This is a genomic window from Vibrio litoralis DSM 17657 (genome assembly GCF_000426765.1).
In the GTDB taxonomy this organism is placed as follows: Bacteria; Pseudomonadota; Gammaproteobacteria; order Enterobacterales; family Vibrionaceae; genus Vibrio; species Vibrio litoralis.
On record NZ_AUFZ01000002.1, the window covers coordinates 43,334 to 67,971 of the forward strand.

Consider the following 24,638-nt stretch of genomic DNA (forward strand, 5'->3'; position numbering starts at 1 on the left):
ATCCCCATTAAGACGTTAATTCAGTGCTCAAGCGGTTCAAACGACCACGAGTTGAGTTATCAATGATTAAGTCTCCGGCTCGAATAATAACTCCACTAAGTAGAGTCGCATCTACACTGCAATTCAGCTTTACTTTGCGCTCAAGGCGCTGCTCAAGTTTGCTGCTTATTTCTGCGAGTTGACTATCGGATAATTCTGTTGCGGAAGTCACCTCAACATCAATTTGATTGTCATGTTCTTTTCGTAAAGATAAGAACTCTTCGCAAATTTGTGGCAGGGCCTTTAAGCGGCCATTATGAGCAAGTAACTTCAAAAAGTTCTTACCGTGCTCATCAAACTCGTCACAAATAGAGATAAAGATGTCGGCTATTTTTTCAGCTGCAATAGCTTTATTAAGTAGATCGATCATCCCTTCATTTTTTGTAACTTCAGCAGCAAAAGCTAACATTTCAGACCATTGGTCTAATGTGCCCTTCTCAACCGAAAATTCAAAAGCTGCTTTAGCATAGGGGCGTGCTATTGTAGTCAAATCAGACATATGCTGCCCCTCTGGTTAAAGTTTTGCAGTAATATCATCAAGAATATCTTGGTGTGCGCTCTCATCAATAGAACGCTCCAAAATTCTCTCAGCACCAGCAATAGCTAATACAGCTACTTGCTTACGAAGTTCATCGCGTGCGCGGTTACGTTCAGTTTCGATTTCAGTTAGGCCTTGATCCAAGATTTTCTGACGCTCAGCCTGAGCCTCTGTTTGGCTTTCTTCTAAAATCTGACTTTTACGCTTATTCGCTTGATCGATTATCTCAGCAGCTGCTTTTTTCGCTTCTTTTAATTTGTCTGAAGCGTTAGCTTGTGCCAAGTTTAAGTCTTTAGCTGCGCGGTCAGCGGCGGCTAAACCATCAGCAATATTCTTCTGACGGTTTTCAATTGCAGCCATTAGTGGCGGCCATACATATTTCATGCAGAACCACACGAATAGAGCAAATGCTATCGCTTGACCTAACAGAGTTGCGTTTATATTCACCGCATACTCTCCTTTGTTTGCTATTCAAAAACCAACACCATGATAATTAAATATTATCCGGCAACCGCAAACAATAGATAAAGAGCAAGACCTACAGTAATCATAGGAATCGCATCCACTAGACCCATTACGATAAAGAACTGGGTACGTAGTACAGGGATTAAATCAGGTTGGCGAGCTGCACCTTCAAGAAACTTTCCGCCTAGTAGTGCAATACCAATCGCAGCACTTACCGCAGCAAGACCAAGCATGATAGCAACAGATATGTAAATCAGATCCATAATAAAAAACTCCAAGTTTTTGTGTTAAATAATTTTTTAATGTTCTTCAGATGCTTGAGATAGATAGACTATCGTCAATGTCATAAAGATAAATGCCTGTAAAACGATTACTAAAATATGGAAAATCGCCCAAGGCACAGAAAGAAGCCATTGAGACCACCAAGGTAAAAGCCCGGCAATCAAAATGAAAATCAATTCACCTGCATACATGTTACCAAATAAACGCAAACCTAAAGAGACTGGTTTAGATATTAACGTTACAGTTTCTAACACTAGGTTTACTGGAATAAAAGCCCAGTGGTTAAAAGGCTGTAAACCCAACTCTTTTGCAAACCCACCAACACCTTTAATTTTTATGCTGTAACCTATAATCAAGAAGAAAACACCTAATGCCATAGACATAGTGATGTTCACATCCGCTGTAGGTACAACTCGAAGGTAAGGGATCCCTAACAGAGTGGCTGTATGAGGAAGAAAATCGACCGGAATAAGATCCATTAGATTCATTAGGAAAATCCATACGAATACGGTTAACGCTAATGGCGCTAATAGAGCACTCTTTCCATGAAAAATATCTTTTACTGAGGCATCTACAAACTCGACGACCATTTCTATAAAGCACTGTAATTTTCCTGGCACACCGCTTGTGGCTTTTTGGCCAACACGGTAAAAGATCCACAAAAAAGCACAGCCTAAAAGAACTGATACGATCAATGAATCAATATTAAATGTCCAGAATCCACTACCGACTTGTAGGTTTTGTAAATGGTGCGAGATGTACTCCTGAGGAGTTAGTTCACCTGAACCAGCCATTAGATATCCTGTCTAATTACGTTTAAAACTAAATGACATAATGCATTGCACAACAAAAGCAAAAATGTAACCTAAAAAGAATGTAATAAGGTGTACTTCTGTGTACTTAAAAAAGTAAGCAAACAACGCACCTGTAATCAAATACTTATAAACTACACTAATACAGGCTTTCACCATGACTTTTGATGCCGTATCTGCACCTTGTTTGTTTTGATACAAACGAGTAACAATATACGGGATGCAGTACACTAGTCCCCCAAAAATGGCAGATTGACTCGCCATATCTCCCTGAACATACAAACTGATCAAGCTAAAAGCACCAACTACAATAAACTGAGTTAAAACTAAAAAAAACATTCTATTTACACCCAATTACATTTGTTTTTGGCTCAGTTGTATGCACAAGACATACTACACCTTACTTTGTTTCTAATACAGAAAAGAGCAAGGCGTAAAATGATTATTTTCACATTTTGTTAATTGTTTAGCGATATTATAATAACAGAGTTAATTTCTACCTAACTTTGTGTTAAGGAGATATTCGAGTTGTTCAATATCGTCAAAATCAATGGTGACCTTGCCTTTTCCTTTAGCATTACGGCGAATCACCACCTTAGTACCAAATTGCTCAGAAAGCTTTTCCGCCAGGCCTAGCGCTGGGATATCTTCCTCAGCAGGCTTATCTTCCACTGGTTCTAAATGTTTTTTGACTAGAGCTTCAGTTTGTCTAACGGTTAATTTCTTGGCAACTACAATTTTTGCAACATTACTTTGATCACATAATTCAAGGGATAGGAGGGCTCGAGCATGTCCCATTTCCAATTCCTTTGATATAACGCAATGCTTTACTGACTCATCAAGAGTATTGAGGCGTAGCAAGTTGGTTACCGCAGTACGGGATTTACCAATCGCATCAGCCACTTGTTGATGGGTCAATTCAAACTCTTTTTGTAATCTTTCTAGTGCTTGAGCTTCTTCAATGGCATTGAGATTTTCACGTTGAATGTTTTCTATTAACGCCATAGCAATAGCCGCGCGATCCTGAACATTCTTAACCACGCAAGGAACTTGAGTCAATCCCGCTAACTTAGCGGCACGCCAACGACGCTCACCAGCAATAATTTCATACTGTGATTCATTAATCTTACGAACGACTAAAGGTTGAATAATACCTTGTGAGCGAATAGATGAGGATAATTCTTGCAACGCTTCTGATTGAATATCTTTTCTTGGTTGGTATTTACCTGGCGACAATTGTGAAATAGAAAGATCTGCCAGTTGGCCTTCAGAAGATAAAGCTTGGCTATATGCCACTTTTTGTTGTTTTTCTCGAGCTTGTGAGCTAGTAGAAAGCAGAGCATCAAGACCTTTACCTAAACCACGTTTAGACATCTGAGGGTTTTCCTTTATTTCTTAATTCAAGAGGGATTAAGCCATTATCGCTTGCGCTTCTTCACGACGCAAAATTTCTCCAGCTAACGCCAAGTAGGCTTTAGAGCCAGCAGAATACTTATCATAATACATAGCGGGTTTACCATGGCTAGGCGCTTCAGCTAGACGAACATTACGTGGGATAACGGTGCGATACATTTTATCGCCAAAGTGTTTTTTAAGCTGTTCAGAAACATCGTTAGACAAACGGTTTCTCGGATCGAACATAGTACGTAAGATCCCTTCAATTTTTAAATCATGATTGACTACCGCTGCTAGCTTACTGATGGTATCCATCAATGCGGTTAAGCCTTCCAAAGCAAAATATTCGCATTGCATTGGCACTAGTACAGAATGTGAAGCGGCCATCGCATTGACAGTCAATAAGTTTAACGAAGGTGGGCAATCAATAAAAATATAATCGTATTGTTGCCATACATCTGCAAGAGTATTTTTAAGACGAAGTTCTCGAGCAAACACTTCCATTAACTTTATTTCAGCGGCTGTCACATCACCATTGGCAGCAATTAAATCATAACCGGCAGGCGTATTACGACACACCACTTCATCAAAAGGCGTTTGCTCAACCAATAAATCATATGCCGTAAAATCAACATCATATTTATCGATACCACTGGCCATCGTGGCATTACCTTGTGGATCTAAATCAATAACTAAGACGTTTCTTTTGGTTGCAGCCATAGACGCAGCAAGGTTAACGCACGTTGTCGTTTTCCCTACTCCACCTTTTTGATTGGCAATGGAAATGATTTTACCCACGAGTACCCCGTTATCCCTTTTTTTCCAAAATGATTAGGTGACGATCACCTTCTAATTCTGGAACTTGCAATGCATGCACCTGAGAAACCATTAATGATTCAGGTAATTGTGCAATCTCATCTTCAGGCAATTGACCTTTAAGTGCAAGAAAAACACCATTTTCAGGGTTTGGAAGATGATGGCACCAGTCAACCATATCTATCATAGATGCAAATGCGCGGCTAATCACGCCATCGAAACCCACTTCTGATTGAAACTCTTCTACGCGGCTTTGTACCGGTTCTACATTATCAATTGATAGTTCGTGTAAAACCTGCTTAATAAAACGAATTCGCTTACCTAGGCTATCCAATAACGTGAACTGATAATCAGGGTTCATAATAGCCAAAGGAATCCCCGGTAAACCAGGGCCAGTACCAACATCAATAAAGCGCTCACCGGATAAGTATGGACTCACCACTATGCTATCCATAATGTGTTTAACCAGCATATCCATAGGGTTACGCACAGATGTTAAATTATAGGCTTTATTCCATTTATCTAGCATCTGAACATAACCAACTAATTGATCACGTTGTAATTCCGAGACTTCAAGGTCGGTTTGAGATAATAAACTATCCAGCTTGTCTCTCAATGGCTGATTGAGCAAATTGGGATTCATGCTGCATCCCCTTTCTTCAATTGACCTTGTTTCTTCAAATGCACCAATAAAATTGAAATCGCCGCTGGGGTAATGCCTGAAATACGCGAAGCAATACCAATCGTTTCAGGTTTAGCATTATTTAATTTTGCCACCACTTCATTCGATAACCCTTTTACTTGGGCATAATCAAGCTCTGCCGGTAATTTGGTATTTTCATGGCGCAGTGATTTTTCGATCTCTTCTTTCTGGCGTTGAATATATCCTTCGTATTTTACTTGGATCTCAACTTGTTCTGTCGCTTGAGGATCTTCCATCGTCGAAGAGAATACTTCTAGAGAGGTTAATTTCTCATAAGTCATTTCTGGACGACGCAGTAGATCTTCACCATTAGCTTCGCGCGTAATCGGTGTTTTAAGTAATTGGTTTAAGGCATCGATATTGGCAGATTTAGGATTCACCCAAATATCTTTTAAGCGCTGACGCTCCAGTTCCATATTTTCGACTTTTTGATTAAAGCGTGCCCAACGAGCATCGTCCACTAAACCTAATTCGCGACCTTTTTCGGTCAAGCGTAAATCTGCATTGTCTTCACGAAGCAACAAACGATATTCCGCGCGTGAAGTAAACATGCGGTACGGTTCTTTGGTGCCCATGGTAGATAGATCATCAATCAGAACGCCCATATAAGCTTCGTCACGACGTGGGCTCCAAGATTCTTTACCTTGAGTAAATAACGAAGCGTTAAGACCGGCCATTAAACCTTGAGCAGCCGCTTCTTCATAACCCGTAGTGCCGTTAATTTGGCCAGCGAAGAATAAACCAGAAATAAACTTGGTTTCATAACTTTGTTTTAAATCGCGAGGATCAAAGAAATCATATTCAATCGCGTAACCAGGACGAACGATCTGGGCATTTTCAAACCCTTTCATCGATTGAACGATCTTCACTTGCACATCAAATGGCAGACTGGTTGAAATACCATTTGGGTATAATTCAGTTGTGGTTAAGCCTTCTGGCTCAATAAAGATTTGGTGACTATTTTTATCGGCAAAACGCATCACTTTGTCTTCGATAGACGGACAGTAACGAGGACCTATGCCTTCAATCACACCTGAATACATCGGACTACGATCCAAGTTAGCTCGGATCACATCATGAGTTTGCTCATTGGTGTGTGTTATAAAGCATGGGATCTGCTGCGGATGATCACTTTGCTTACCCATAAAAGAAAATACTGGCGTTGGATTATCGCCATGTTGTTTTTCTAGGCTATCAAGGTTAACCGTACGAGCATCAATACGTGGTGGAGTACCGGTTTTTAAGCGATCAACACGAAATGGTAGAGCACGTAGACGATCCGCTAATGCGATAGATGGAGGATCGCCAGCACGGCCACCAGAGAAATTTTCCATACCTATATGAATCTTACCACCTAGGAAAGTTCCAACGGTGAGTACCACTGCTTTGGCTTTAAATTTAAGGCCCATCTGAGTGATAACACCGGTGATTTGATCGTTTTCTACGATCACATCATCAACCGCTTGTTGAAAAAGGCTTAAGTTCGGTTGATTTTCTAAAGTAGTGCGAACTGCATTTTTATATAAAATACGATCGGCTTGGGCGCGAGTAGCACGTACCGCAGGACCTTTTGATGCGTTTAACGTTCTAAATTGAATACCAGCTTTATCAATGGCTTGTGCCATTAATCCACCTAACGCATCCACTTCTTTAACCAAATGTCCTTTGCCAATTCCACCAATCGCTGGATTGCAAGACATTTGACCTAAAGTGTCGATATTGTGAGTAAGCAGCAACGTCTTTTGGCCTGTACGAGCAGACGCAAGAGCAGCTTCCGTTCCAGCATGGCCACCACCTACGACGATGACGTCAAAGTTTTCGTGATAAAACATGATCAGACCTCAAGAGTTAAAAATAAAACGATCACAGCAAAATGATCTTAGGAAATAAAAGGAGCGACATTCTACCTTTTTTAATCTTCACTGAGAATCAATTTGTTGGTTTTAAGAAATGATCAAAGAGCTTTAATATATATAAGATCTTTATATAGATCTTTTATTAGATCTATTATTAAGGAACCACGATCGTGTGGATAAGCGATAAATGATCATTAAGATCATGTAGTTTAAGTGGATCCTTTCTTGTGATCTAGCTTTGATCTAACTCTGTATTAGCTGGGATCTAAATCCATGGTTATCCACAGAGGGTATTTAGATAATAGTTATCCAATGGATAACTTTGCTAGGATCACAGGATAAAATGTAGTTTATCCACAGGTGGTTTGTTTAAAAAAACAGCAAACAGTTTTATTGATTTTCGATTTATGACTTAAATTAACCTAATTCCAGCTCTAAAAAATCCTTAATCATGACGAGAAAGCCAAAAAAAAGCAGACCGAGATCTGCTTTTAAATGGGGTTGTTTTAATTAGGATTAGCCGATAAACGCTGCCATATTATCGTTTAACCAAGCTTCTGCTGGTTCTTCTGGTACAGGGGTTTCGATGACATCTATTTCTAAATGTGGGCAAAGCTCTTGAGTTCCAATATCTAGCAGCGTCGCTCGGGCATCTTTACCAGCGCCACAGAAGGTGTCATAGCTTGAATCACCAATGGCAATTACTGCAAACTTGACCTCTGACATACGCGGTGGTGTTGATTTAATCGTTTCGATAAAAGGTTGAATATTATCTGGATAATCGCCAGCACCATGAGTTGAGGTGATGATCAACCAAATACCACTGGTTTCGATTTCACTAAGATCCGGTTGGTTGTGGATCTGAGTTTCTACCCCTTGAGCTTGCAGCAGATCATTTAAGTGATCGCCAACATATTCAGCTCCGCCTAAGGTACTACCTGTAATAATGTGGATCATAATATTCCTTTAACTACTTACCAATACAGAATGAAGAGAAGATACGACCCAATAAATCATCCGAGCTAAACTCCCCGGTGATTTCGTTTAGGTGCTGCTGAGTGATGCGCAGCTCTTCTGCTAAGATTTCTCCGGCCATATAGCCTTCAAGTTGTTGCTGGCCGATAGACAGATGTTCAGACGCTTTATCTAGCGCTTCTAGGTGTCGACGTCGAGCCATAAAGCTACCTTCACTGCCGCCAGCAAAGCCCATGCAGTCTTTCAAGTGTTCACGCAGAGATTCTACCCCTTGGCCAGTCTTGGCTGATAGGCGTATTAAGGTTGGATTATTAACATGACAAATACCAAGTGCTTCGCCGGTTTGATCGGCTTTATTACGGATCACTGTCATACCAATATTCTCTGGTAAACGCTCCACAAAATCAGGCCATATTTCTTTGGGATCAGTGGCATTGGTGGTGGTGCCATCAACCATAAATAACACACGATCGGCTTGCTCTATTTCTTCCCAAGCGCGTTCGATACCGATTCTTTCTACTTCATCAGACGCTTCACGCAAGCCTGCGGTATCAATAATATGTAGTGGCATGCCATCGATGTGAATATGCTCGCGTAGTACGTCGCGGGTCGTACCGGCGATATCGGTCACAATCGCTGAGTCTTTGCCTGATAGGGCGTTGAGTAGGCTAGATTTACCCGCATTAGGTCGTCCAGCGATCACTACTTTCATACCTTCACGAATCAGCGCACCTTGATTGGCTTCTTTACGTACTGAAGCTAAATTATCAATGATAGTTTGTAAGTCGGCGCTGACTTTTCCATCGGCTAAAAAGTCGATTTCTTCTTCGGGAAAATCAATGGCTGCTTCTACATAGATACGCAGATGGATTAATGATTCGACCAGGTTATTGATGCGTTGGGAAAATTCACCTTGCAGAGAATTAAGTGCTGATTTAGCCGCTTCTTCTGAACTCGCATCGATCAGATCAGCAATCGCTTCAGCTTGAGTCAGATCGATTTTGTCATTTAAAAAGGCACGCTCAGAGAATTCACCCGGGCGAGCGGCACGAATGCCATCAATTTTTAAGATGCGTTTGATCAACATATCCATAACCACAGGGCCGCCATGGCCTTGCAGTTCTAAAACATCTTCACCGGTAAATGAGTTTGGGTTTGGAAAATAAAGCGCGATTCCCTGATCAAGTTGAACGCCATTTTCATCTTTAAAAGGTAAATATTCAGCATAACGAGGTTTAACCTCTCGACCAAGAACTTCCAAAGCGACTTGAGTGGCTTTAGGGCCTGAGACTCGGATAATACCAACACCACCGCGGCCGAGTGCGGTAGCTTGAGCGACAATTGTCTCTGTATTCATAATTCCAACCATTTCAAAAGGTGAAGGTTTTCCAATTGTAATTCGCCTTATGAATTTATAAAGCAAAAAAAGCAAAAGGCGACCAATGCGGTCGCCTTATTTAGTATTTCGTCTGGCTAAGATTATTTCTTAGAGTGCAGACCTTTCTTCTCTAACGCTCGGTAAATCAAGGTTTGTTGTACCAAGGTTACGATGTTCGACATTAGGTAGTAAAGCACTAGACCTGATGGGAACCACAAGAAGAAGAAGATGAAGATGATTGGCATAAACATCATCATTTTCTGCTGCATAGGATCGGTGACCGTTGTTGGGCTCATCTTCTGGATGATCAACATCGAGATACCCATCAATATAGGCAAGATGTAGTAAGGGTCTTGCGCTGATAAATCGTGGATCCAACCAAAGAATGGTGCGTGACGTAATTCAACCGATTCCATCAATGCCCAGTATAGAGCGATGAAGATTGGCATCTGTAGAAGAATAGGGAAACAGCCACCAAGTGGGTTCACTTTTTCTTCTTTGTACATCGCCATCATTTCTTGGCTAATACGTTGACGGTCATCACCTAGACGCTCACGCATTGCAGCAATCTTAGGTTGCAGCATACGCATTTTCGCCATTGAGGTGTACTGAGCTTTGGTTAGTGGGTACATAGCACCACGAACGATGAAAGTCAGTAAGATAATCGCAACACCCCAGTTGCTACTGATGTGAGCTTGTAGGAAAGATAGGAGTGAATGCAATGGTTTAGCAATAAACCATAACCAACCATAGTCAACAACGAGATCAAGGTGTGGAGCGGTGGCTTCCATTGCATCTTGAAGTTTAGGACCAGTCCAAAGAGTTGATGTAATTTGACCGCTTGAACCATTTGCAATTACTAGATTTGGTGTGCGAACACCAATATCAGCTGTGTTGCCAATAACGCGTGAGTAGATGGTAGTGCCTGGTTGGTCACGAGGGATCCAAGCAGAAGTAAAGTAGTGCTGTAGCATGGCTACCCAGCCCTGACCATCTTCTAGTTTGATGTTAAGATTTTTATCTTTCATCTCATCAAACTTGTATTTTTTATAGTGGGTGTCTGAAGTTGAGAAAGCGCCACCAGTATAAACAGGCATACCAATATGACCGTCACCTTCAATCATTGTTTGACGTAGGTGAGCATACATACCTAATGTTGCATCTTGACCAGAGTGGTTATTGATGTCATACACCACATCAATCGCATAACTGCCACGTTTGATGATAAAGGTTTTAGTGTAATCAATACCATTTGCACTGTAGGTAAGAGGTATACGTAATTCATCCTGACCTTCAGCTAATTGATAAGACTTTGCACTCGCGCGATATTGAGGACGGTTTGCTGTGCTAACGTCAATCCCTTGAGGACCGACTAGACCACTTTGAGCGATATATTGATGCTCATTGTTGTTTTCTAGCAGAACAAAAGAATCTTTCGAATCTAGCGTTGCGTTGTATTCGTTCAGCTTAGCTGAAACAACATCACCACCTACCGGGGTAATCGCTAGAGTCAGTACATCAGATTTTACTTCGATGTTGAAAGCGGCCGGTAGAGTTTTTGCTTGCTGAGGAGCTAACGGATCAGCTGACGCTTCAGCAGGGTCATGCGGTAGGCTACTGTCTGTATTCGTTTGAGTCTGCTGCACGCTAGTTTGGGCCGGTTGAGCATCTTTATTATTCCATTGTTGGAACAATAAAAAGCTGACTAGAGCAAAAGCGATTAACAGGATATTACGTTGAGAATCCATTGTTATTTATCTCTGTCGTGTTTTTGATTAGGTGGGACAGGGTCATATCCCCCAGCATTTAAAGGATGGCATTTTAATAGACGTTTGCCAGATAACCAACACCCTTTTACAAAACCGTGCTCTTTAATTGCTTCAATAGCATAAGTAGAACAAGTTGGAGTAAAGCGACATCGAGGTCCAATTAAGGGGCTAATGATTCCTTTATATAGGTAAATTAACCTAATAGCTAACCACGATAAGGGCGAGACAGGCGATGCCATAACTTCTCAAATATTTTAAAAATTTCGTCATTACTCAAATCTTGAGCACTCTTTTTCGCAATTACTACAAAATCTTTATTTGGCAGTTGAGTTTGTTTTAGACGAAAGCTTTCACGGGCTAAACGTTTAAAACGATTACGACCAACAGCGGTTTTGATTTGTTTTTTAGGAACAGCTAATCCAAGTCTTGGATGGGAGAGTGTATTATTGCGAGCGATAATAGTGAAATGAGGGGAGCCGGCTCGATGAGCTTGCTGAAAGACGTTTTGATAATGCTCGGGAGTTAACAAACGTAACTCCCGAGTAAAAGTAGACTTAGTCAAAATAATTCAAGAATTATTTTGAAAGGCGCTTACGGCCTTTTGCACGACGTGCATTAATTGTCTTACGACCATTCTTAGTTGCCATACGAGCACGGAAGCCGTGTGTACGTTTGCGCTTAAGAACAGTTGGTTGAAAAGTGCGTTTCATGGTAATTACCTTTACTGATCAGTAGTTTATAGGTTCTTGTTAAACCTGGTGTAAGATGTTTTATCCGACACCTCTCAACAAAGAGGCGGAATTGTAATCATTGACTGGCTAAGAGTCAATGCTACAGGGCTTAATAAACGCGGAAATCACATAATAAAAAGCCAGTTGGCCTAAAAATCTGTGTGCGGATTATACGGGTTCTTAAACCAAGCGCAAGGATCCTATTGGATCCCTACTTGATTTAAAAACTTAATAAGTTGTGGATTAGTCGGATCTTTAAATATTTGATCCGGCGTACCTTGCTCAACAATCTTGCCATCTGCCATGTAGATCACGCGATCCGCTACTTCTCGAGCAAATTGCATTTCATGGGTGACCACCAGCATGGTTTGGTGTTGTTTGGCTAATTTCTTCATTAAAGACAACACTTCACCGACCCATTCGGGATCGAGTGCCGAAGTTGGCTCATCAAACAATAACAGCTCAGGATCAAATGCCATTGCGCGACCAATCCCTACGCGTTGTTGTTGGCCGCCCGATAATGCCGCTGGGTAGCTATCCCCTTTATCGCCCAGCCCAATATCATCTAAAATTTGTTGAGCGTGGGCCAGTGCTTGGTCTTTTTTCCAACCGCGGACGGTAATTAACCCTTCGGCAATATTTTGACGAGCAGTTAAATGAGCAAATAGCGCATAGTTTTGAAACACAAAGCCGGTTTTACGGCGCAGTGCTAGCATATCGGCTTTGTTGTAGTCTTGGGTATCAACTCTAGTGCCTTCAATTTCGATGACACCTTGTTCTGGGCTTTCCAAAAAGTTTACACAGCGTAGTAAGGTCGATTTACCGGTACCACTGGAACCAATAATGACAATGATTTCGCCTTTTTGGATCTCAATATCCACTCCGCGTAGCACTTCAGTCTTACCGAAAGATTTATGTAAATTAGAAATTCGAATCATCGTTGGTAAGCCTTATTGAGTTTAGTTTCAGCCCAAGTTTGTACGCGTGTTAATACCAATACTACTCCCCAATAAATCAGGGCAACTGCTAAGAAGGCTTCAAAGAAACGAAAGCTTGAAGAAGCCTCCATTTGCGCCTTGGCCATAATTTCAGCGACCCCTAGCGTAAAGGCGAGAGAGGTCGATTTGATCATATCAATGAAGTAGTTCATCAAAGAAGGCAGTGCCACACGGGAAGCTTGCGGCAAAATGATCCGGCGCATGGATTGCGATGGCGTCATACCTATCGAAATACTGGCTTCCATTTGGCTGCGATCAATCCCAATAATTGCGGCACGAATACTTTCTGCCATATAAGACGCAAAGTGTAGAGTCAGACCAATAATTGCCGCGGTAAAGGCATCCATACCGACTAAGATTGGAAATATTTGTGGTAGCCCGTAGTAGAGCAAAAACAACTGTACTAATAGCGGCGTACCACGAAAAAAACTGGTGTATAGCTGACTCAGTTGATTCAATACCGGCACTTTAAATACCCGAATATTGGCAATAACGACCGAGAGTATGAGTGCGAAAACCATGCCCCACAATGCCATTTGCAAAGTGGTGCCTAAATACCGAAATAATATCGGCAGTAGGTCGAGCATGTAATTGAAATCAAAATTCATGTTGAAAATTACAGTCCTTGTATTGGTGAAAATTGCCAGCTTACTTGGCCTTTTGAGCCCTGTGCGTGCAAACGATATTGATGATAATGGGCAACTTTACTGCGATGCGCAATACTCACTAAGGTGGTATCGGGTAATCGACTGGCTAATAGTTGGTATATATCGCTTTCGGTTTCTTCATCGAGTGATGAGGTCGCTTCATCTAAAAATAGCCATGTAGGCTTGATTATTAACGCTCTGACAATCGCGACACGTTGCTGCTCACCCGGTGACATCGTGTGTGACCATTGCTCGGTTTCATCTAATTTATGGCTGAAATGTGCCAATTGGCAATCAGACAATAATTGCTCAATATCTTGATCGCTGATATTGATATCGACATTTGGATAACACAAGACTTCCCGTAGTGTGCCTGTCGGCAGGTAAGGCTTTTGTGGTAAGAATAAACTGCGCTCGGCTAGTTCAATATTGCCTTCCGAAAACGGCCAAATGCCTGCAATGGTTTTCATTAAAGTACTTTTACCAATACCTGATTGCCCAGAAATCAAAGTATGTTGACCGGCTTGCAAGGTAAGTTGGTTCAAATCACTTAACCTGGTGCCATTGGGTAATTTAATCACACATTGATTCAGCGGCTTAAAATACAAACCGCTTACCATGACTCCTCGTTTATGTATCAGGAGAATGGCAAGCGGTTAAAGGGGCGAACGGTTAAAAGAAAAGGCTGGATTATTTGTGAGTAATATCAGCACCAAACCATTTTTCAGAAATAGTCGCCAAAGTACCATCTTCACGCATCGCGGTTAATGCCGTGTTTACTTCCGCTTGTAGCTTTTTGCCTTTTTCGTTATCAACAAATGGCCAAGCATTTTCGATAGTTTCAAAAGGCTTACCTGCCAACTGTAGTGGTAGGTTGCTCGCTTTAATCAGTTGTAGAGCCGATAGACGATCCATTACGAAAGCATCAGAACGCCCGAGTACCACATCTTGTTCAATACCAGCATCATACGTTTTGATATTGATTTTGCCTTCTTTATCGTAACTACGTAGCACTTGTTCGAAGTTTGAACCTAAGTTTACCGCGACGGTTTTGCCAGCAAGATCTTCAACCCCTTTGATCGAGTCATTGCCTTTTTTCACGGTGATCTGCACACCATCGACCACATAAGGATTTGAGAATAAATATTTGGCTTTACGTGAATCGGTAATAGTCACTTGGTTTGAAATCGTATCAATCCGACCCGTTTCGAGTAGACCGAAAAGACCAGAGAAGTTGGCAGTGACAAATTTCACGTCATAGTGGTTGCGTTGACCAATCTCATTCCATAAATCCACTTCAAAGCCTTGTAGTTTATCAAGCTTTTGAAAAGTAAATGGAAAGTAGGTTCCAGACATGCCTACTTTTACTTGTTGATTCGCTGCTTGAGCAAAGTTAGTAACAGCAAAAAATAGTGCGGCAGCAGTAACAATTTTATTTAAAATTCGGCTCATATTTAATTCTCCAGATTATTTGAGTTCCATTATAGTTATTCACATATTGATAAACCTAAGAACAAGATGTTATTAATAATAACAGTTGGTGCTGCTAAAGCTTCAATATTCAGCTTTGATCTTGTGGGTAACTTTATCCCCGAATAGCAAAAATTGGTTATTAAAATGCTTTAATTGCTTGACGGCGCACAAAATCGGGATAGATCTAAAAAAACTGTGAATAACTTAGATCTTATTCACTGATCTCAGGATCTATTGCTGGTGATCTTATAGTGATAGCTGTAGAATTACTCTCCTTTCAGATCATTTCATTTCGTGTGAGGTTAATGTGTCGTCTTCGTTATGGTTGCAGTGTTCGCAACAGCTTCAAGAAGAGCTTCCCGCAACTGAATTCAGCATGTGGGTAAGACCGCTACAAGCTGAACTCAATGACAATACTCTCACTTTATTTGCGCCTAATCGCTTTGTATTGGATTGGGTGCGTGATAAGTATCTCAATAGTATTAACCGTTTATTGAAAGAGTTTTGTGGTTCCGATACGCCCAACCTGCATTTTGAGGTTGGTAGTAAGCCCGCTCAACGTTCGGTTGAACTGCCAAGAAGAACCGCTGCTGATGTGGCTGCTGAATCTTCTGCGCCTGCGCAATTACAAAAAAGCCGCCCACTGGATAAATCTTGGGATACCGGTGAGCGTGAAGTAGTGATCGATGTCAATCACCGTTCTAACGTTAACCCTAAACATAAGTTCCATAACTTTGTTGAGGGTAAGTCGAACCAGTTAGGCCTTGCAGCAGCAAAACAAGTTTCTGATAACCCAGGTGTTTCTTATAACCCACTGTTTTTATATGGTGGTACGGGTTTAGGTAAAACTCACTTGTTGCATGCGGTGGGCAATGCGATTGTTGAAAGTAAGCCGGATGCTCGTGTGGTGTATATGCACTCAGAGCGTTTTGTGCAAGATATGGTAAAAGCATTACAAAATAACGCGATTGAAGAATTTAAACGTTATTACCGCAGCCTAGATGCTTTGCTTATAGATGATATCCAATTTTTTGCCAATAAAGAGCGTTCGCAAGAAGAGTTCTTCCATACCTTCAACGCATTGTTAGAAGGTAACCAGCAAATCATTTTGACTTCTGACCGTTATCCAAAAGAGATCAACGGGGTAGAAGATCGTTTGAAATCACGTTTTGGTTGGGGACTTACCGTGGCGATCGAGCCACCGGAACTGGAAACCCGTGTCGCGATCTTAATGAAAAAAGCCGAAGATCACCAAATTACCCTTGCTGATGAAGTGGCATTCTTTATTGCGAAGCGTCTACGTTCAAACGTACGTGAGTTGGAAGGCGCGTTAAATCGCGTGATAGCCAATTCCAATTTTACCGGTCGTCCAATCACCATTGATTTCGTGCGTGAAGCATTACGTGATTTACTGGCGTTACAAGAAAAGCTGGTGACTATCGATAATATTCAAAAAACCGTCGCTGAATATTACAAAATTAAAGTGGCTGACTTATTATCTAAGCGTCGCTCTCGTTCGGTTGCACGTCCTCGTCAATTGGCGATGGCATTATCGAAAGAATTAACCAACCACAGCTTGCCTGAAATTGGTGATGCTTTTGGTGGTCGCGACCATACCACGGTGTTGCATGCTTGCCGTAAAATCAAAGAATTACGAGAAGAAAGCCATGATATTAAAGAAGATTACTCGAACTTGATTCGTACTTTATCTTCCTAAAGTAAGGCTTCTTAATTCGCTATCTTTAGCGCTGTTTGGCCGTGTTTTTAATAGAATTAGACTATTTAGAGTAGATTATGAAATTTACCATTGAACGTACTCAATTGATTAAACCTTTGCAGCAGGTGTCTGGTGCTCTTGGTGGTCGCTCAAGTTTGCCTATTTTGGGTAACTTATTAATTAAAGTTGATAATGGTGAATTGTCGATTACTGCGACCGATCTTGAAGTGGAGTTAGTGTGTCGCTTGGCACTAGAAGGTAACTTTGAACCGGGCAGCACCACCGTTCCATCACGTAAGTTTTTGGATATTTGTCGTGGTTTACCCGATAGCGCTCAGATTGATGTCACGCTGGATGATCAGCGTTTATTGATTAAATCGGGCCGTAGTCGTTTCTCATTAGCGACATTACCGGCGTCTGATTTCCCAAATATTGAAGACTGGACCAGTGAAGCCGAAGTAACCGTTACTCAAGGTGAGCTACGTCATTTGGTCGAAAAAACCCAATTCTCAATGGCCAACCAAGATGTGCGTTATTATTTAAACGGCATGTTGTTTGAAATTGAAGGCACCACATTACGTTCAGTGGCCACCGATGGCCACCGTATGGCTGTGGCTGAAACTGCGCTGGTGGGTGAGTACTCACAGCAGCAAGTGATCGTCCCGCGTAAAGGTGTTCTAGAGTTGATTAAGCTACTTGATCGCCCTGACGAGCAAGTGACGTTGCAAATCGGTAGCTCTAATATTCGCGCTAATGTAAACGAATTTACCTTCACATCTAAGCTCGTTGATGGCCGTTTTCCGGATTATCGCCGCGTCATGCCGCAATCAACCAATAAAACACTCGAAGCTGATTGTGAAGCGTTGCGCCAATCATTCTCACGTGCGGCAATTTTATCAAATGAGAAATTCCGCGGCGTACGGGTAAATTTATCGGGCTCTGAAATGCGCATTACCGCCAATAACCCAGAGCAAGAAGAAGCAGAAGAAAACTTGGATGTAAATTACCAAGGTGAGCCATTAGAAATTGGTTTTAACGTGAGCTACGTGTTGGATATTTTGAATACTCTAAAATGCCAAACTGTGCGTATGTCGATGAGTGATGCTAACGCAAGTGCTTTGGTTGAGAATATCGAAGATACGGCTGCGATGTATGTTGTGATGCCGATTCGCTTATAAATGCCATTAACTCGTTTATCTATAAAGCAATTTCGCAATATTGAAGCCTGTGATATCTCGTTATCATCAGGCTTTAATTTTCTTGTCGGGCCGAATGGCAGTGGCAAAACCAGCGTATTAGAAGCGATTTATTTGCTGGGGCATGGCCGTTCATTCAAAAGTACCTTAACCGGCCGAGTGATCCAAAATGAACAAAGCGAGTTGTTTGTCCATGGGCGATTTTTGTCTGATGATGATTTTGAATTACCAATTGGTATTAATAAACAGCGCGATGGTAGCAGTGAAGTAAAAATTGGTGGTCAGGGTGGGCAGAAAATTGCTCAGCTGGCGCAAATTCTGCCTCTACAGTTAATTCATACCGAAGGCTTTGAACTGCTGACGGAAGGGCCTAAGTTTCGTCGTGCCTTTATTGATTGGGGAGTATTTCATACTCAACCTAGCTTCTATGAAAAATGGGCACGTTTAAAGCGTTTAATTAAGCAAAGAAACGCATTATTGAAAACCGCGAGAGGTTATCAAGAGCTGAGTTATTGGGATAAAGAACTGGCCGAATTGGCGGAAACCATAAGCCAGTGGCGCTTTGAGTATGTCACACAGTTAAAACAGGTGGCAGAACACATTTGTGGTGTATTTTTACCTGAATTTGAAGTGAAAATTCAGTATTATAGAGGGTGGGATAAAGACACGTCCTATGCTGAAATTTTACAAAAGAATTTCGAGCGCGATCAGCAACTCGGTTACACCTTTAGTGGACCGAATAAAGCCGATCTAAAACTAAAAATTAATGCGACACCGGTGGACGATGTTTTGTCACGTGGGCAGTTAAAACTTATGGTGTGTGCTTTGCGTTTAGCGCAAGGTCAACACCTAACCGATACCACAGGTAAGCAGTGTATTTATTTAATTGATGATTTTGCCTCCGAGCTAGATGGTCAACGTCGAGGGCGTCTTGCAGAATATTTAAAGCAAACGCAGGCACAGGTTTTTGTAAGCTCTATTACTGCAAGTCACATTGCTGAAATGCAAAGTGAAAATAGCAGGATGTTTCATGTGGAACATGGCAAAATAGAGCAAGGATAATTAAGGCGAGAACAATTCATGTCGAATAACAATGATTCTGAAAATAGCTATGATTCATCGAGTATTAAAGTACTTAAAGGGCTAGATGCTGTACGTAAGCGTCCTGGGATGTATATCGGTGATACTGATGATGGTACTGGCCTTCACCACATGGTGTTTGAGGTCGTCGATAACTCAATTGATGAAGCATTAGCTGGCCATTGTTCAGACATCATAATCACCATTCATGAAGATAACTCTGTATCGGTGAGCGATGACGGTCGTGGTATTCCAACCGAAATACACGAAGAAGAAGGTGTTTCAGCCGCTGAAGTTATCATGACAGTACTACATGCTGGTGGTAAGTTTGATGATAACTCTTATAAAGTTTCTGGTGGTTTGCACGGCGTAGGTGTTTCAGTGGTTAACGCCTTGTCTGAAAAAGTTGAGCTAACTATCAAGCGTCAAGGTCAAATCCATCAACAGGTTTATAAACACGGTGTGCCAGAAGCGCCACTTGCTGTGATCGGTAAAACCGAAGAAACCGGTACCCGTATTCGTTTTTGGCCAAGTGAAGAAACTTTTACCAATATTGAATTCCATTACGATATCCTTGCTAAGCGTTTACGTGAATTATCATTCCTAAACTCAGGTGTTTCGATTAAATTAATTGACGAACGTGAAGCAGATAAAAGTGATCACTTCATGTTTGAAGGCGGCATTCGTGCTTTCGTTGAGCATCTAAACCGCAACAAAACGCCGATTCACCAAAAGATTTTTTACTTTGACCACGCTCGTGAAGAAGATGGCATTACTGTTGAAGTGGCAATGCAGTGGAATGACACTTTCCAAGAAGGCGTTTATTGCTTTACCAACAATATCCCACAACGCGATGGTGGTACTCACTTAGCGGGCTTTCGTGGTGCATTAACCCGTACTTTGAATAACTTTATGGATAAAGAAGGTTACTCGAAGAAAGCGCAAGCGGCGACCTCGGGTGATGATGCTCGTGAAGGTCTAACTGCAGTGGTTTCGGTAAAAGTGCCTGATCCAAAATTCTCAAGCCAAACCAAAGACAAATTAGTATCAAGCGAAGTGAAATCTGCAGTTGAATCAGCGATGAGTGAAAAACTGTCTGAATTCCTTATTGAAAACCCGAACGAAGCAAAAATTGTTTGTGGCAAAATTATTGATGCCGCTCGTGCTCGTGAAGCGGCGCGTAAAGCGCGTGATATGACTCGTCGTAAGGGCGCGTTAGATTTAGCCGGCCTACCGGGTAAACTTGCTGATTGCCAAGAAAAAGATCCTGCTCTTTCTGAACTATACATAGTGGAAGGGGACTCTGCTGGCGGCAGTGCCAAGCAGGGACGTAACCGTAAAAACCAAGCGATTTTGCCACTGAAAGGTAAAATTCTAAACGTTGAAAAAGCACGTTTTGATAAAATGCTATCTTCACAAGAAGTGGCAACGCTGATTACCGCACTTGGTTGTGGTATCGGCCGCGACGAATATAACCCAGATAAACTGCGTTACCACAACATCATCATCATGACCGATGCCGATGTCGATGGTTCTCACATCCGTACTCTACTTTTGACTTTCTTCTACCGTCAAATGCCAGAGCTTATCGAACGTGGTTACATCTACATTGCTCAGCCACCACTTTATAAAGTGAAGAAAGGCAAGCAAGAGCAATACATTAAAGATGAAGAAGCGATGGAGCTTTACCAAGCGGGCCTTGCACTAGATAATGCTGCTCTTTATGTTAATGCTAATGCACCAGCGTTAGCCGGTGAAGCACTTGAAAAATTAGTTCTTCAATACAATGAAGGTATCAAGTTAATTAAACGTATGAGCCGTCGCTACCCATATGCGATGATCAACGAATTAACTTACATTCCACGTCTAACTGCTGAAATGTGCCAAGATGCTGAGAAAGTTCGGGCTTGGGGGCAGAAACTAGTAGAACAATTGAATGCCAAAGAAGTTGGTGCGAGCCAGTACTCTCTTGAAGTTGAAAAACACGAAGAGTTAGGTGTCAGCATTGCGAAATTGGTGGTGCGTACTCACGGTGTGATGCATGAATACGTGGTATCTTTAGATTTATTAAACTCTAAAGAATACGGTCGTTTAGCTGATCTTTCTGAAGCATTAGATGGCTTAGTTGAAGAAGGTGCTTATGTGAAGCGTGGTGAGCGTACTCAAGAAGTTTCGACTTTCTCGGCAGCGCTTGAGTGGCTAATCAAAGAATCACGTCGAGGCTTATCACTACAGCGTTACAAAGGTCTAGGTGAGATGAACCCAGATCAACTTTGGGAAACCACTATGGACCCAGAAACTCGTCGCATGATGCAAGTAACCATTGATGATGCCGTTGCATCTGATGAGTTGTTTACCACATTGATGGGTGACCAAGTAGAACCTCGTCGTAAGTTCATTGAAGACAACGCATTGAAAGTAGCGAACTTAGATGTTTAGACTTGGATGTTTAGATTTAGACGTGTAGTCTGAAACGCTATCTAAAATCTTTAAAAGCCCTTTGTTCACGCAAAGGGTTTTTTGTTTTCTAGGGATAAAAAATAGATTAAAAAATTTTCAATTATTCTCTTGAAAGCCATTCTTTCGACCTTATATATGATTTTGAAAGGGATGCCGATAAGCTCTGACTCTTATAAAGACTTTGCGATAAAGACAAAGAGTGGGCCCTTGCAACGCTGAATCTATTTCGCCGATAGGGTTATAGATAGGCACTTAAATTAAACCGCGAGTTTCGGTTCGGGTCGAAAACTTGCACACTATTGCTTAAATTAGAGGATAGTATTATGCGTAATGTAGACTTCTCACCTTTATACCGTAACGCCATTGGTTTTGATCGTTTATTAAACCTAATGGAAACCAATAACGCCAAAAATACCTCTGGAGGATACCCTCCATACAATATCGAGAAAAAAGACGATAACCATTACCGTATTACGATGGCGGTGGCAGGTTTCTCGGAAGAGCATCTTGATATTACGCAGCATGAAAACATGCTAATCGTTCGTGGTGAACGTCAGCCGGAAGAAGGCAAAAACTACGTTTATCAAGGTATCGCAGAGCGTGATTTTGAGCGTAAATTCCAGCTCGCGGACTACGTAAAAGTGTTAGGTGCCAATATGGAAAATGGTTTATTACACGTCGATTTAGAGTGTGAAATCCCAGAAACGATGCAACCACGTAAAATCGCAATTAACGGTAAAGAGCTGCTAGAAAACTAGTAAGTTAGAAAATTGCTAATCTAATCAGCGGCTTTAGGAAGAGAAGGGTGCCAATTGGGCACCCTTTTTGTTATTAAGCTTATATTATTAAAGCTAGTTTACTTGATACGCCTTATTCACTTCTTCAGCAATAATCTCAATGCCGCGTTGCATATCTTTATCACTTTGTACGTAGTTCATGCGTAGACATTGATGGGCGTGATCCCATTTTTCATCTGTATTCTCTTGCCCAAAGAAAAAATACTCTCCCGGAACAATCAATACGCCACGGGCTTTTAAGCGTTGGTAGAGTTCCATAGTGGTGATCGGCAGTTCATCAAACCACAGCCATAAGAAGATCGCGCCTTCCGGTTTATGGATTTTAAAACGTGGATCGGGAATGGCACTTTGTAATAGCTCGACCGCATGTTGGGCTTTGTGTTGGTAGTAAGGCTTAATCACATTTTCGCTTAATGGCAGTAAATCCCCTTGCTTGATCATATGAGTCGCGATCGCAGGGCCAATACTACAAGGGGCTAAATTGATGATGCCATTGATGTTGGTCATTGCTTGGGTCATGGCTTCGCTGGCAATCACAATTCCGCAACGCACCCCCGGTAAGCCCAGTTTCGATAGGCTCATACATAAAATGGTGTTGTCATTCCAAAAGGGCGTGACGTCTTCAAAAATAATATTAGGGAAAGGCGTGCCGTAAGCGTTATCTATGATCAGCGGAATATTGTTATCACGGGCTAATTTATCGAGCTTGCGGATTTCCTCGTCAGTGAGCACGTTGCCAGTTGGGTTGGTGGGACGAGAAGCACAAATTGCCGCTACTGAATCATCTACCTGAACTTGCTCAAAATCGACATGGTATTTAAACATGCGATTATCCAGCAACTCGATTTCAGGGTGATAAGAAACAAAAATATCGTCATCAATTCCCGCATCACTATAACCAATATATTCAGGCTCTAATGGCAGTAGGATTTTCTTATGACTTCCGTCGGCATGTTTACCTGCGAATAGGTTAAACAGTGAGAAGAAGGCGCTTTGACTACCATTGGTGAGGCTGATGTTTTTAGGACTGATATCCCAACCATAAGTTTGTTTTAACAAATCGGCGAGGGCTTGAATAAAGACATTTTTTCCCTGCGGGCCATCATAGTTGGTCATGGCCGCAATCATCTCACCGTTATTGATCATATCAGTGCTGGCTTGTTTAAAGTACTCGAGCATTTCTGGAATGGCGGCTGGGTTGCCACCCCCTAGCATGATAGCGCCAGGAGTGCGCAGACCATCATTGAGATCATCCATTAACTGGGTAATGCCTGAGTAGCGATTAAACTTGTCACCAAACTGAGAAAACTGCATATCTTTTATATCCAAGGTTACGGTTACCGATTGAATGCTGAAACATACCTGATTGTGGTGTTGATAGAAAGGGGCAGCGTAGATGCGAGTAACAAAAAGCCATGAGTTGAGTCATGGCTTTAAGGTCTCAGTGAGCAAGAGGTTAAATAAAGGTTTTCCAATCAATCCCAGTAATTCGTTCATCGGCAATATACACCAATACATCATCTTGTTTGATGGTGTGATCCAGTGGTGGGTTTAGGGTTAAGCCATCACCATGATTAACCGCAATTAAAATCGCATCGTATTGTTGTTTAAAGCGTGAGAAAACGCTATTAAAGCTGGTGGATTGACCTTGATAGGTCACCATATATTGAGTCATACCCAGCGCATTATTGACCAGTTCATAGTGCAACTGGCTAGAACCCGGATCGACTGCTGATTTCGCGATCATTTCTGAGGCAATTGATGGAATACATTCCACATTTTTACAATGCTGCTTGAGCAGCGTACCTAAATGCGCATCACGGAAGTAAGTCACAATATGAGCATCTGGGTTTTCGTTAGCACAGTTTAAACCGGCAGCCATGATGTCATTATCGCTATCGAGATCAATAATGATGGTTTTGGCTCTGCTAAGTCCTGCTTTTGCCATGTCTTGCTCATCGGTGAAAGCGCTAACATGAACAAATTCGATTTTGCTCGGAAAGGGGTTTTCAATTTGTTGCGCGGAACACAAAACAATATCCTGATGGCTACTTTTTATTTCATGTAACAGCATCTCGATTAAATGCGGCGTGCGCTCTTCGCTCCAGCCTAAGATTAAAATATGATTTTCTACATTCACTTTTCTGTACCCCATTAATCGTGCTTTCCATAGTTGAATCGCGTTAGTCGCTAACCGACCGATCACCATGGCAAATAAACCGACGCCACCCGGAATAATAAACAGTGCGGTGACCCATTTTCCCATTTCTGTTTGTGGCGACATATCCCCGTAGCCCACGGTAGATCCCGTCACCATGATGTAATAGATGAAATCGGAAAAAGGAGTGAGCGCCGTTTCATTGGCAAAGTAGAGCAAGCTCCACGACACCGCTAAATAAACCAATAAAGCAAACAGTAAATTCTGCCCGGTTAAGCGGTTAAATTTAGCGGTTATCCAACGATGTAATAACTGCAATATTGGCACTGGTTAAAGTCCTTATAAAATAAAAG

At 41.7% G+C, this 24,638-nt stretch carries 26 protein-coding genes; 5 read left to right on the forward strand and 21 right to left on the reverse strand.

Annotation, left to right across the window (positions count from 1 at the left end; all coding sequences use genetic code 11):
- Positions 1-7: 7 nt before the first annotated feature.
- From atpH to K358_RS17775, 19 genes are all read right to left on the reverse strand, one after another.
- Entirely contained in the window at positions 8-538 is a 531-nt protein-coding gene (atpH, locus tag K358_RS0100840; protein ID WP_027695061.1) for a F0F1 ATP synthase subunit delta, read from the reverse strand.
- A 15-nt stretch (positions 539-553) separates the two neighbouring features.
- Positions 554-1,024, reverse strand: a complete 471-nt coding sequence (gene atpF / locus K358_RS0100845; protein WP_027695062.1) for a F0F1 ATP synthase subunit B — start codon at positions 1,022-1,024, stop codon at positions 554-556.
- A 53-nt stretch (positions 1,025-1,077) separates the two neighbouring features.
- Positions 1,078-1,305 (reverse strand): F0F1 ATP synthase subunit C, encoded by a 228-nt coding sequence (gene atpE / locus K358_RS0100850; RefSeq protein WP_086959108.1) that lies wholly within the window; start codon positions 1,303-1,305, stop codon positions 1,078-1,080.
- A 36-nt stretch (positions 1,306-1,341) separates the two neighbouring features.
- Positions 1,342-2,118, reverse strand: a complete 777-nt coding sequence (gene atpB / locus K358_RS0100855) for a F0F1 ATP synthase subunit A (protein ID WP_027695064.1) — start codon at positions 2,116-2,118, stop codon at positions 1,342-1,344.
- Positions 2,119-2,130: 12 nt separating this feature from the next.
- The gene (locus tag K358_RS0100860) at positions 2,131-2,475 is read right to left on the reverse strand and encodes an ATP synthase subunit I (protein ID WP_027695065.1); all 345 of its coding nucleotides are present in this window, start codon (positions 2,473-2,475) and stop codon (positions 2,131-2,133) included.
- A 150-nt stretch (positions 2,476-2,625) separates the two neighbouring features.
- Positions 2,626-3,510 (reverse strand): ParB/RepB/Spo0J family partition protein, encoded by an 885-nt coding sequence (locus K358_RS0100865; RefSeq protein ID WP_027695066.1) that lies wholly within the window; start codon positions 3,508-3,510, stop codon positions 2,626-2,628.
- A 36-nt stretch (positions 3,511-3,546) separates the two neighbouring features.
- Entirely contained in the window at positions 3,547-4,329 is a 783-nt protein-coding gene (locus tag K358_RS0100870) for a ParA family protein (RefSeq protein ID WP_027695067.1), read from the reverse strand.
- A 10-nt stretch (positions 4,330-4,339) separates the two neighbouring features.
- On the reverse strand, positions 4,340-4,990 hold the full coding sequence (rsmG, locus tag K358_RS0100875; RefSeq protein ID WP_027695068.1) for a 16S rRNA (guanine(527)-N(7))-methyltransferase RsmG: 651 nt from the start codon (positions 4,988-4,990) through the stop codon (positions 4,340-4,342).
- The gene (gene mnmG / locus K358_RS0100880; RefSeq protein ID WP_027695069.1) at positions 4,987-6,882 is read right to left on the reverse strand and encodes a tRNA uridine-5-carboxymethylaminomethyl(34) synthesis enzyme MnmG; all 1,896 of its coding nucleotides are present in this window, start codon (positions 6,880-6,882) and stop codon (positions 4,987-4,989) included. Before mnmG ends, rsmG begins: the two co-directional genes overlap by 4 nt.
- A 540-nt stretch (positions 6,883-7,422) precedes the next feature.
- Positions 7,423-7,863, reverse strand: coding sequence for an FMN-binding protein MioC (gene mioC, locus K358_RS0100885; RefSeq protein ID WP_027695070.1), 441 nt, complete (start codon positions 7,861-7,863; stop codon positions 7,423-7,425).
- A gap of 13 nt (positions 7,864-7,876) precedes the next feature.
- Positions 7,877-9,238, reverse strand: a complete 1,362-nt coding sequence (gene mnmE / locus K358_RS0100890; RefSeq protein WP_027695071.1) for a tRNA uridine-5-carboxymethylaminomethyl(34) synthesis GTPase MnmE — start codon at positions 9,236-9,238, stop codon at positions 7,877-7,879.
- Between the two features lie 122 nt (positions 9,239-9,360).
- Positions 9,361-11,007: a membrane protein insertase YidC gene (yidC, locus tag K358_RS0100895; RefSeq protein WP_027695072.1), complete on the reverse strand. Its 1,647-nt coding sequence runs from the start codon at positions 11,005-11,007 to the stop codon at positions 9,361-9,363.
- A gap of 2 nt (positions 11,008-11,009) precedes the next feature.
- Positions 11,010-11,267 carry a membrane protein insertion efficiency factor YidD gene (gene yidD, locus K358_RS18895; protein WP_083962717.1) on the reverse strand — a complete coding sequence of 86 codons (258 nt, stop codon included), beginning with the start codon at positions 11,265-11,267 and terminating at the stop codon, positions 11,010-11,012.
- On the reverse strand, positions 11,234-11,557 hold the full coding sequence (gene rnpA, locus K358_RS0100900; RefSeq protein ID WP_027695073.1) for a ribonuclease P protein component: 324 nt from the start codon (positions 11,555-11,557) through the stop codon (positions 11,234-11,236). The genes yidD and rnpA overlap by 34 nt, the downstream gene beginning before the upstream one ends.
- A 46-nt stretch (positions 11,558-11,603) precedes the next feature.
- Positions 11,604-11,738, reverse strand: coding sequence for a 50S ribosomal protein L34 (gene rpmH, locus K358_RS0100905; protein ID WP_017024264.1), 135 nt, complete (start codon positions 11,736-11,738; stop codon positions 11,604-11,606).
- 221 nt (positions 11,739-11,959) lie between these two features.
- On the reverse strand, positions 11,960-12,697 hold the full coding sequence (locus K358_RS0100910) for an amino acid ABC transporter ATP-binding protein (RefSeq protein WP_027695074.1): 738 nt from the start codon (positions 12,695-12,697) through the stop codon (positions 11,960-11,962).
- Positions 12,694-13,365: an amino acid ABC transporter permease gene (locus K358_RS0100915; RefSeq protein WP_027695075.1), complete on the reverse strand. Its 672-nt coding sequence runs from the start codon at positions 13,363-13,365 to the stop codon at positions 12,694-12,696. Before K358_RS0100915 ends, K358_RS0100910 begins: the two co-directional genes overlap by 4 nt.
- Positions 13,366-13,373: 8 nt before the next feature.
- Complete coding sequence (locus K358_RS0100920; RefSeq protein WP_027695076.1) at positions 13,374-14,024, reverse strand: ATP-binding cassette domain-containing protein; 651 nt, start codon at positions 14,022-14,024, stop codon at positions 13,374-13,376.
- A gap of 70 nt (positions 14,025-14,094) precedes the next feature.
- Positions 14,095-14,856 (reverse strand): amino acid ABC transporter substrate-binding protein, encoded by a 762-nt coding sequence (locus tag K358_RS17775; protein ID WP_038149406.1) that lies wholly within the window; start codon positions 14,854-14,856, stop codon positions 14,095-14,097.
- A 328-nt stretch (positions 14,857-15,184) separates the two neighbouring features.
- On the opposite strand from K358_RS17775, the gene dnaA reads away from it, so the two are divergent.
- From dnaA to K358_RS0100950, 5 genes are all read left to right on the forward strand, one after another.
- Positions 15,185-16,594, forward strand: coding sequence for a chromosomal replication initiator protein DnaA (gene dnaA / locus K358_RS0100930; protein ID WP_027695077.1), 1,410 nt, complete (start codon positions 15,185-15,187; stop codon positions 16,592-16,594).
- A gap of 77 nt (positions 16,595-16,671) precedes the next feature.
- Positions 16,672-17,772, forward strand: coding sequence for a DNA polymerase III subunit beta (gene dnaN, locus K358_RS0100935; protein ID WP_027695078.1), 1,101 nt, complete (start codon positions 16,672-16,674; stop codon positions 17,770-17,772).
- On the forward strand, positions 17,773-18,852 hold the full coding sequence (gene recF, locus K358_RS0100940) for a DNA replication/repair protein RecF (protein WP_027695079.1): 1,080 nt from the start codon (positions 17,773-17,775) through the stop codon (positions 18,850-18,852). It abuts the gene before it with no gap.
- 18 nt (positions 18,853-18,870) lie between these two features.
- The gene (gene gyrB / locus K358_RS0100945) at positions 18,871-21,309 is read left to right on the forward strand and encodes a DNA topoisomerase (ATP-hydrolyzing) subunit B (protein ID WP_027695080.1); all 2,439 of its coding nucleotides are present in this window, start codon (positions 18,871-18,873) and stop codon (positions 21,307-21,309) included.
- Positions 21,310-21,653: 344 nt separating this feature from the next.
- Complete coding sequence (locus K358_RS0100950) at positions 21,654-22,088, forward strand: Hsp20 family protein (protein WP_027695081.1); 435 nt, start codon at positions 21,654-21,656, stop codon at positions 22,086-22,088.
- Between the two features lie 93 nt (positions 22,089-22,181).
- Here the strand turns inward: K358_RS0100950 and K358_RS0100955 are convergent, their stop codons facing one another.
- Together K358_RS0100955 and K358_RS0100960 are read right to left on the reverse strand one after the other, a co-directional pair.
- Complete coding sequence (locus K358_RS0100955; RefSeq protein WP_027695082.1) at positions 22,182-23,441, reverse strand: valine--pyruvate transaminase; 1,260 nt, start codon at positions 23,439-23,441, stop codon at positions 22,182-22,184.
- A gap of 142 nt (positions 23,442-23,583) precedes the next feature.
- Positions 23,584-24,612 carry an ion channel gene (locus K358_RS0100960; protein WP_027695083.1) on the reverse strand — a complete coding sequence of 343 codons (1,029 nt, stop codon included), beginning with the start codon at positions 24,610-24,612 and terminating at the stop codon, positions 23,584-23,586.
- Between the last annotated feature and the right edge of the window lie 26 nt (positions 24,613-24,638).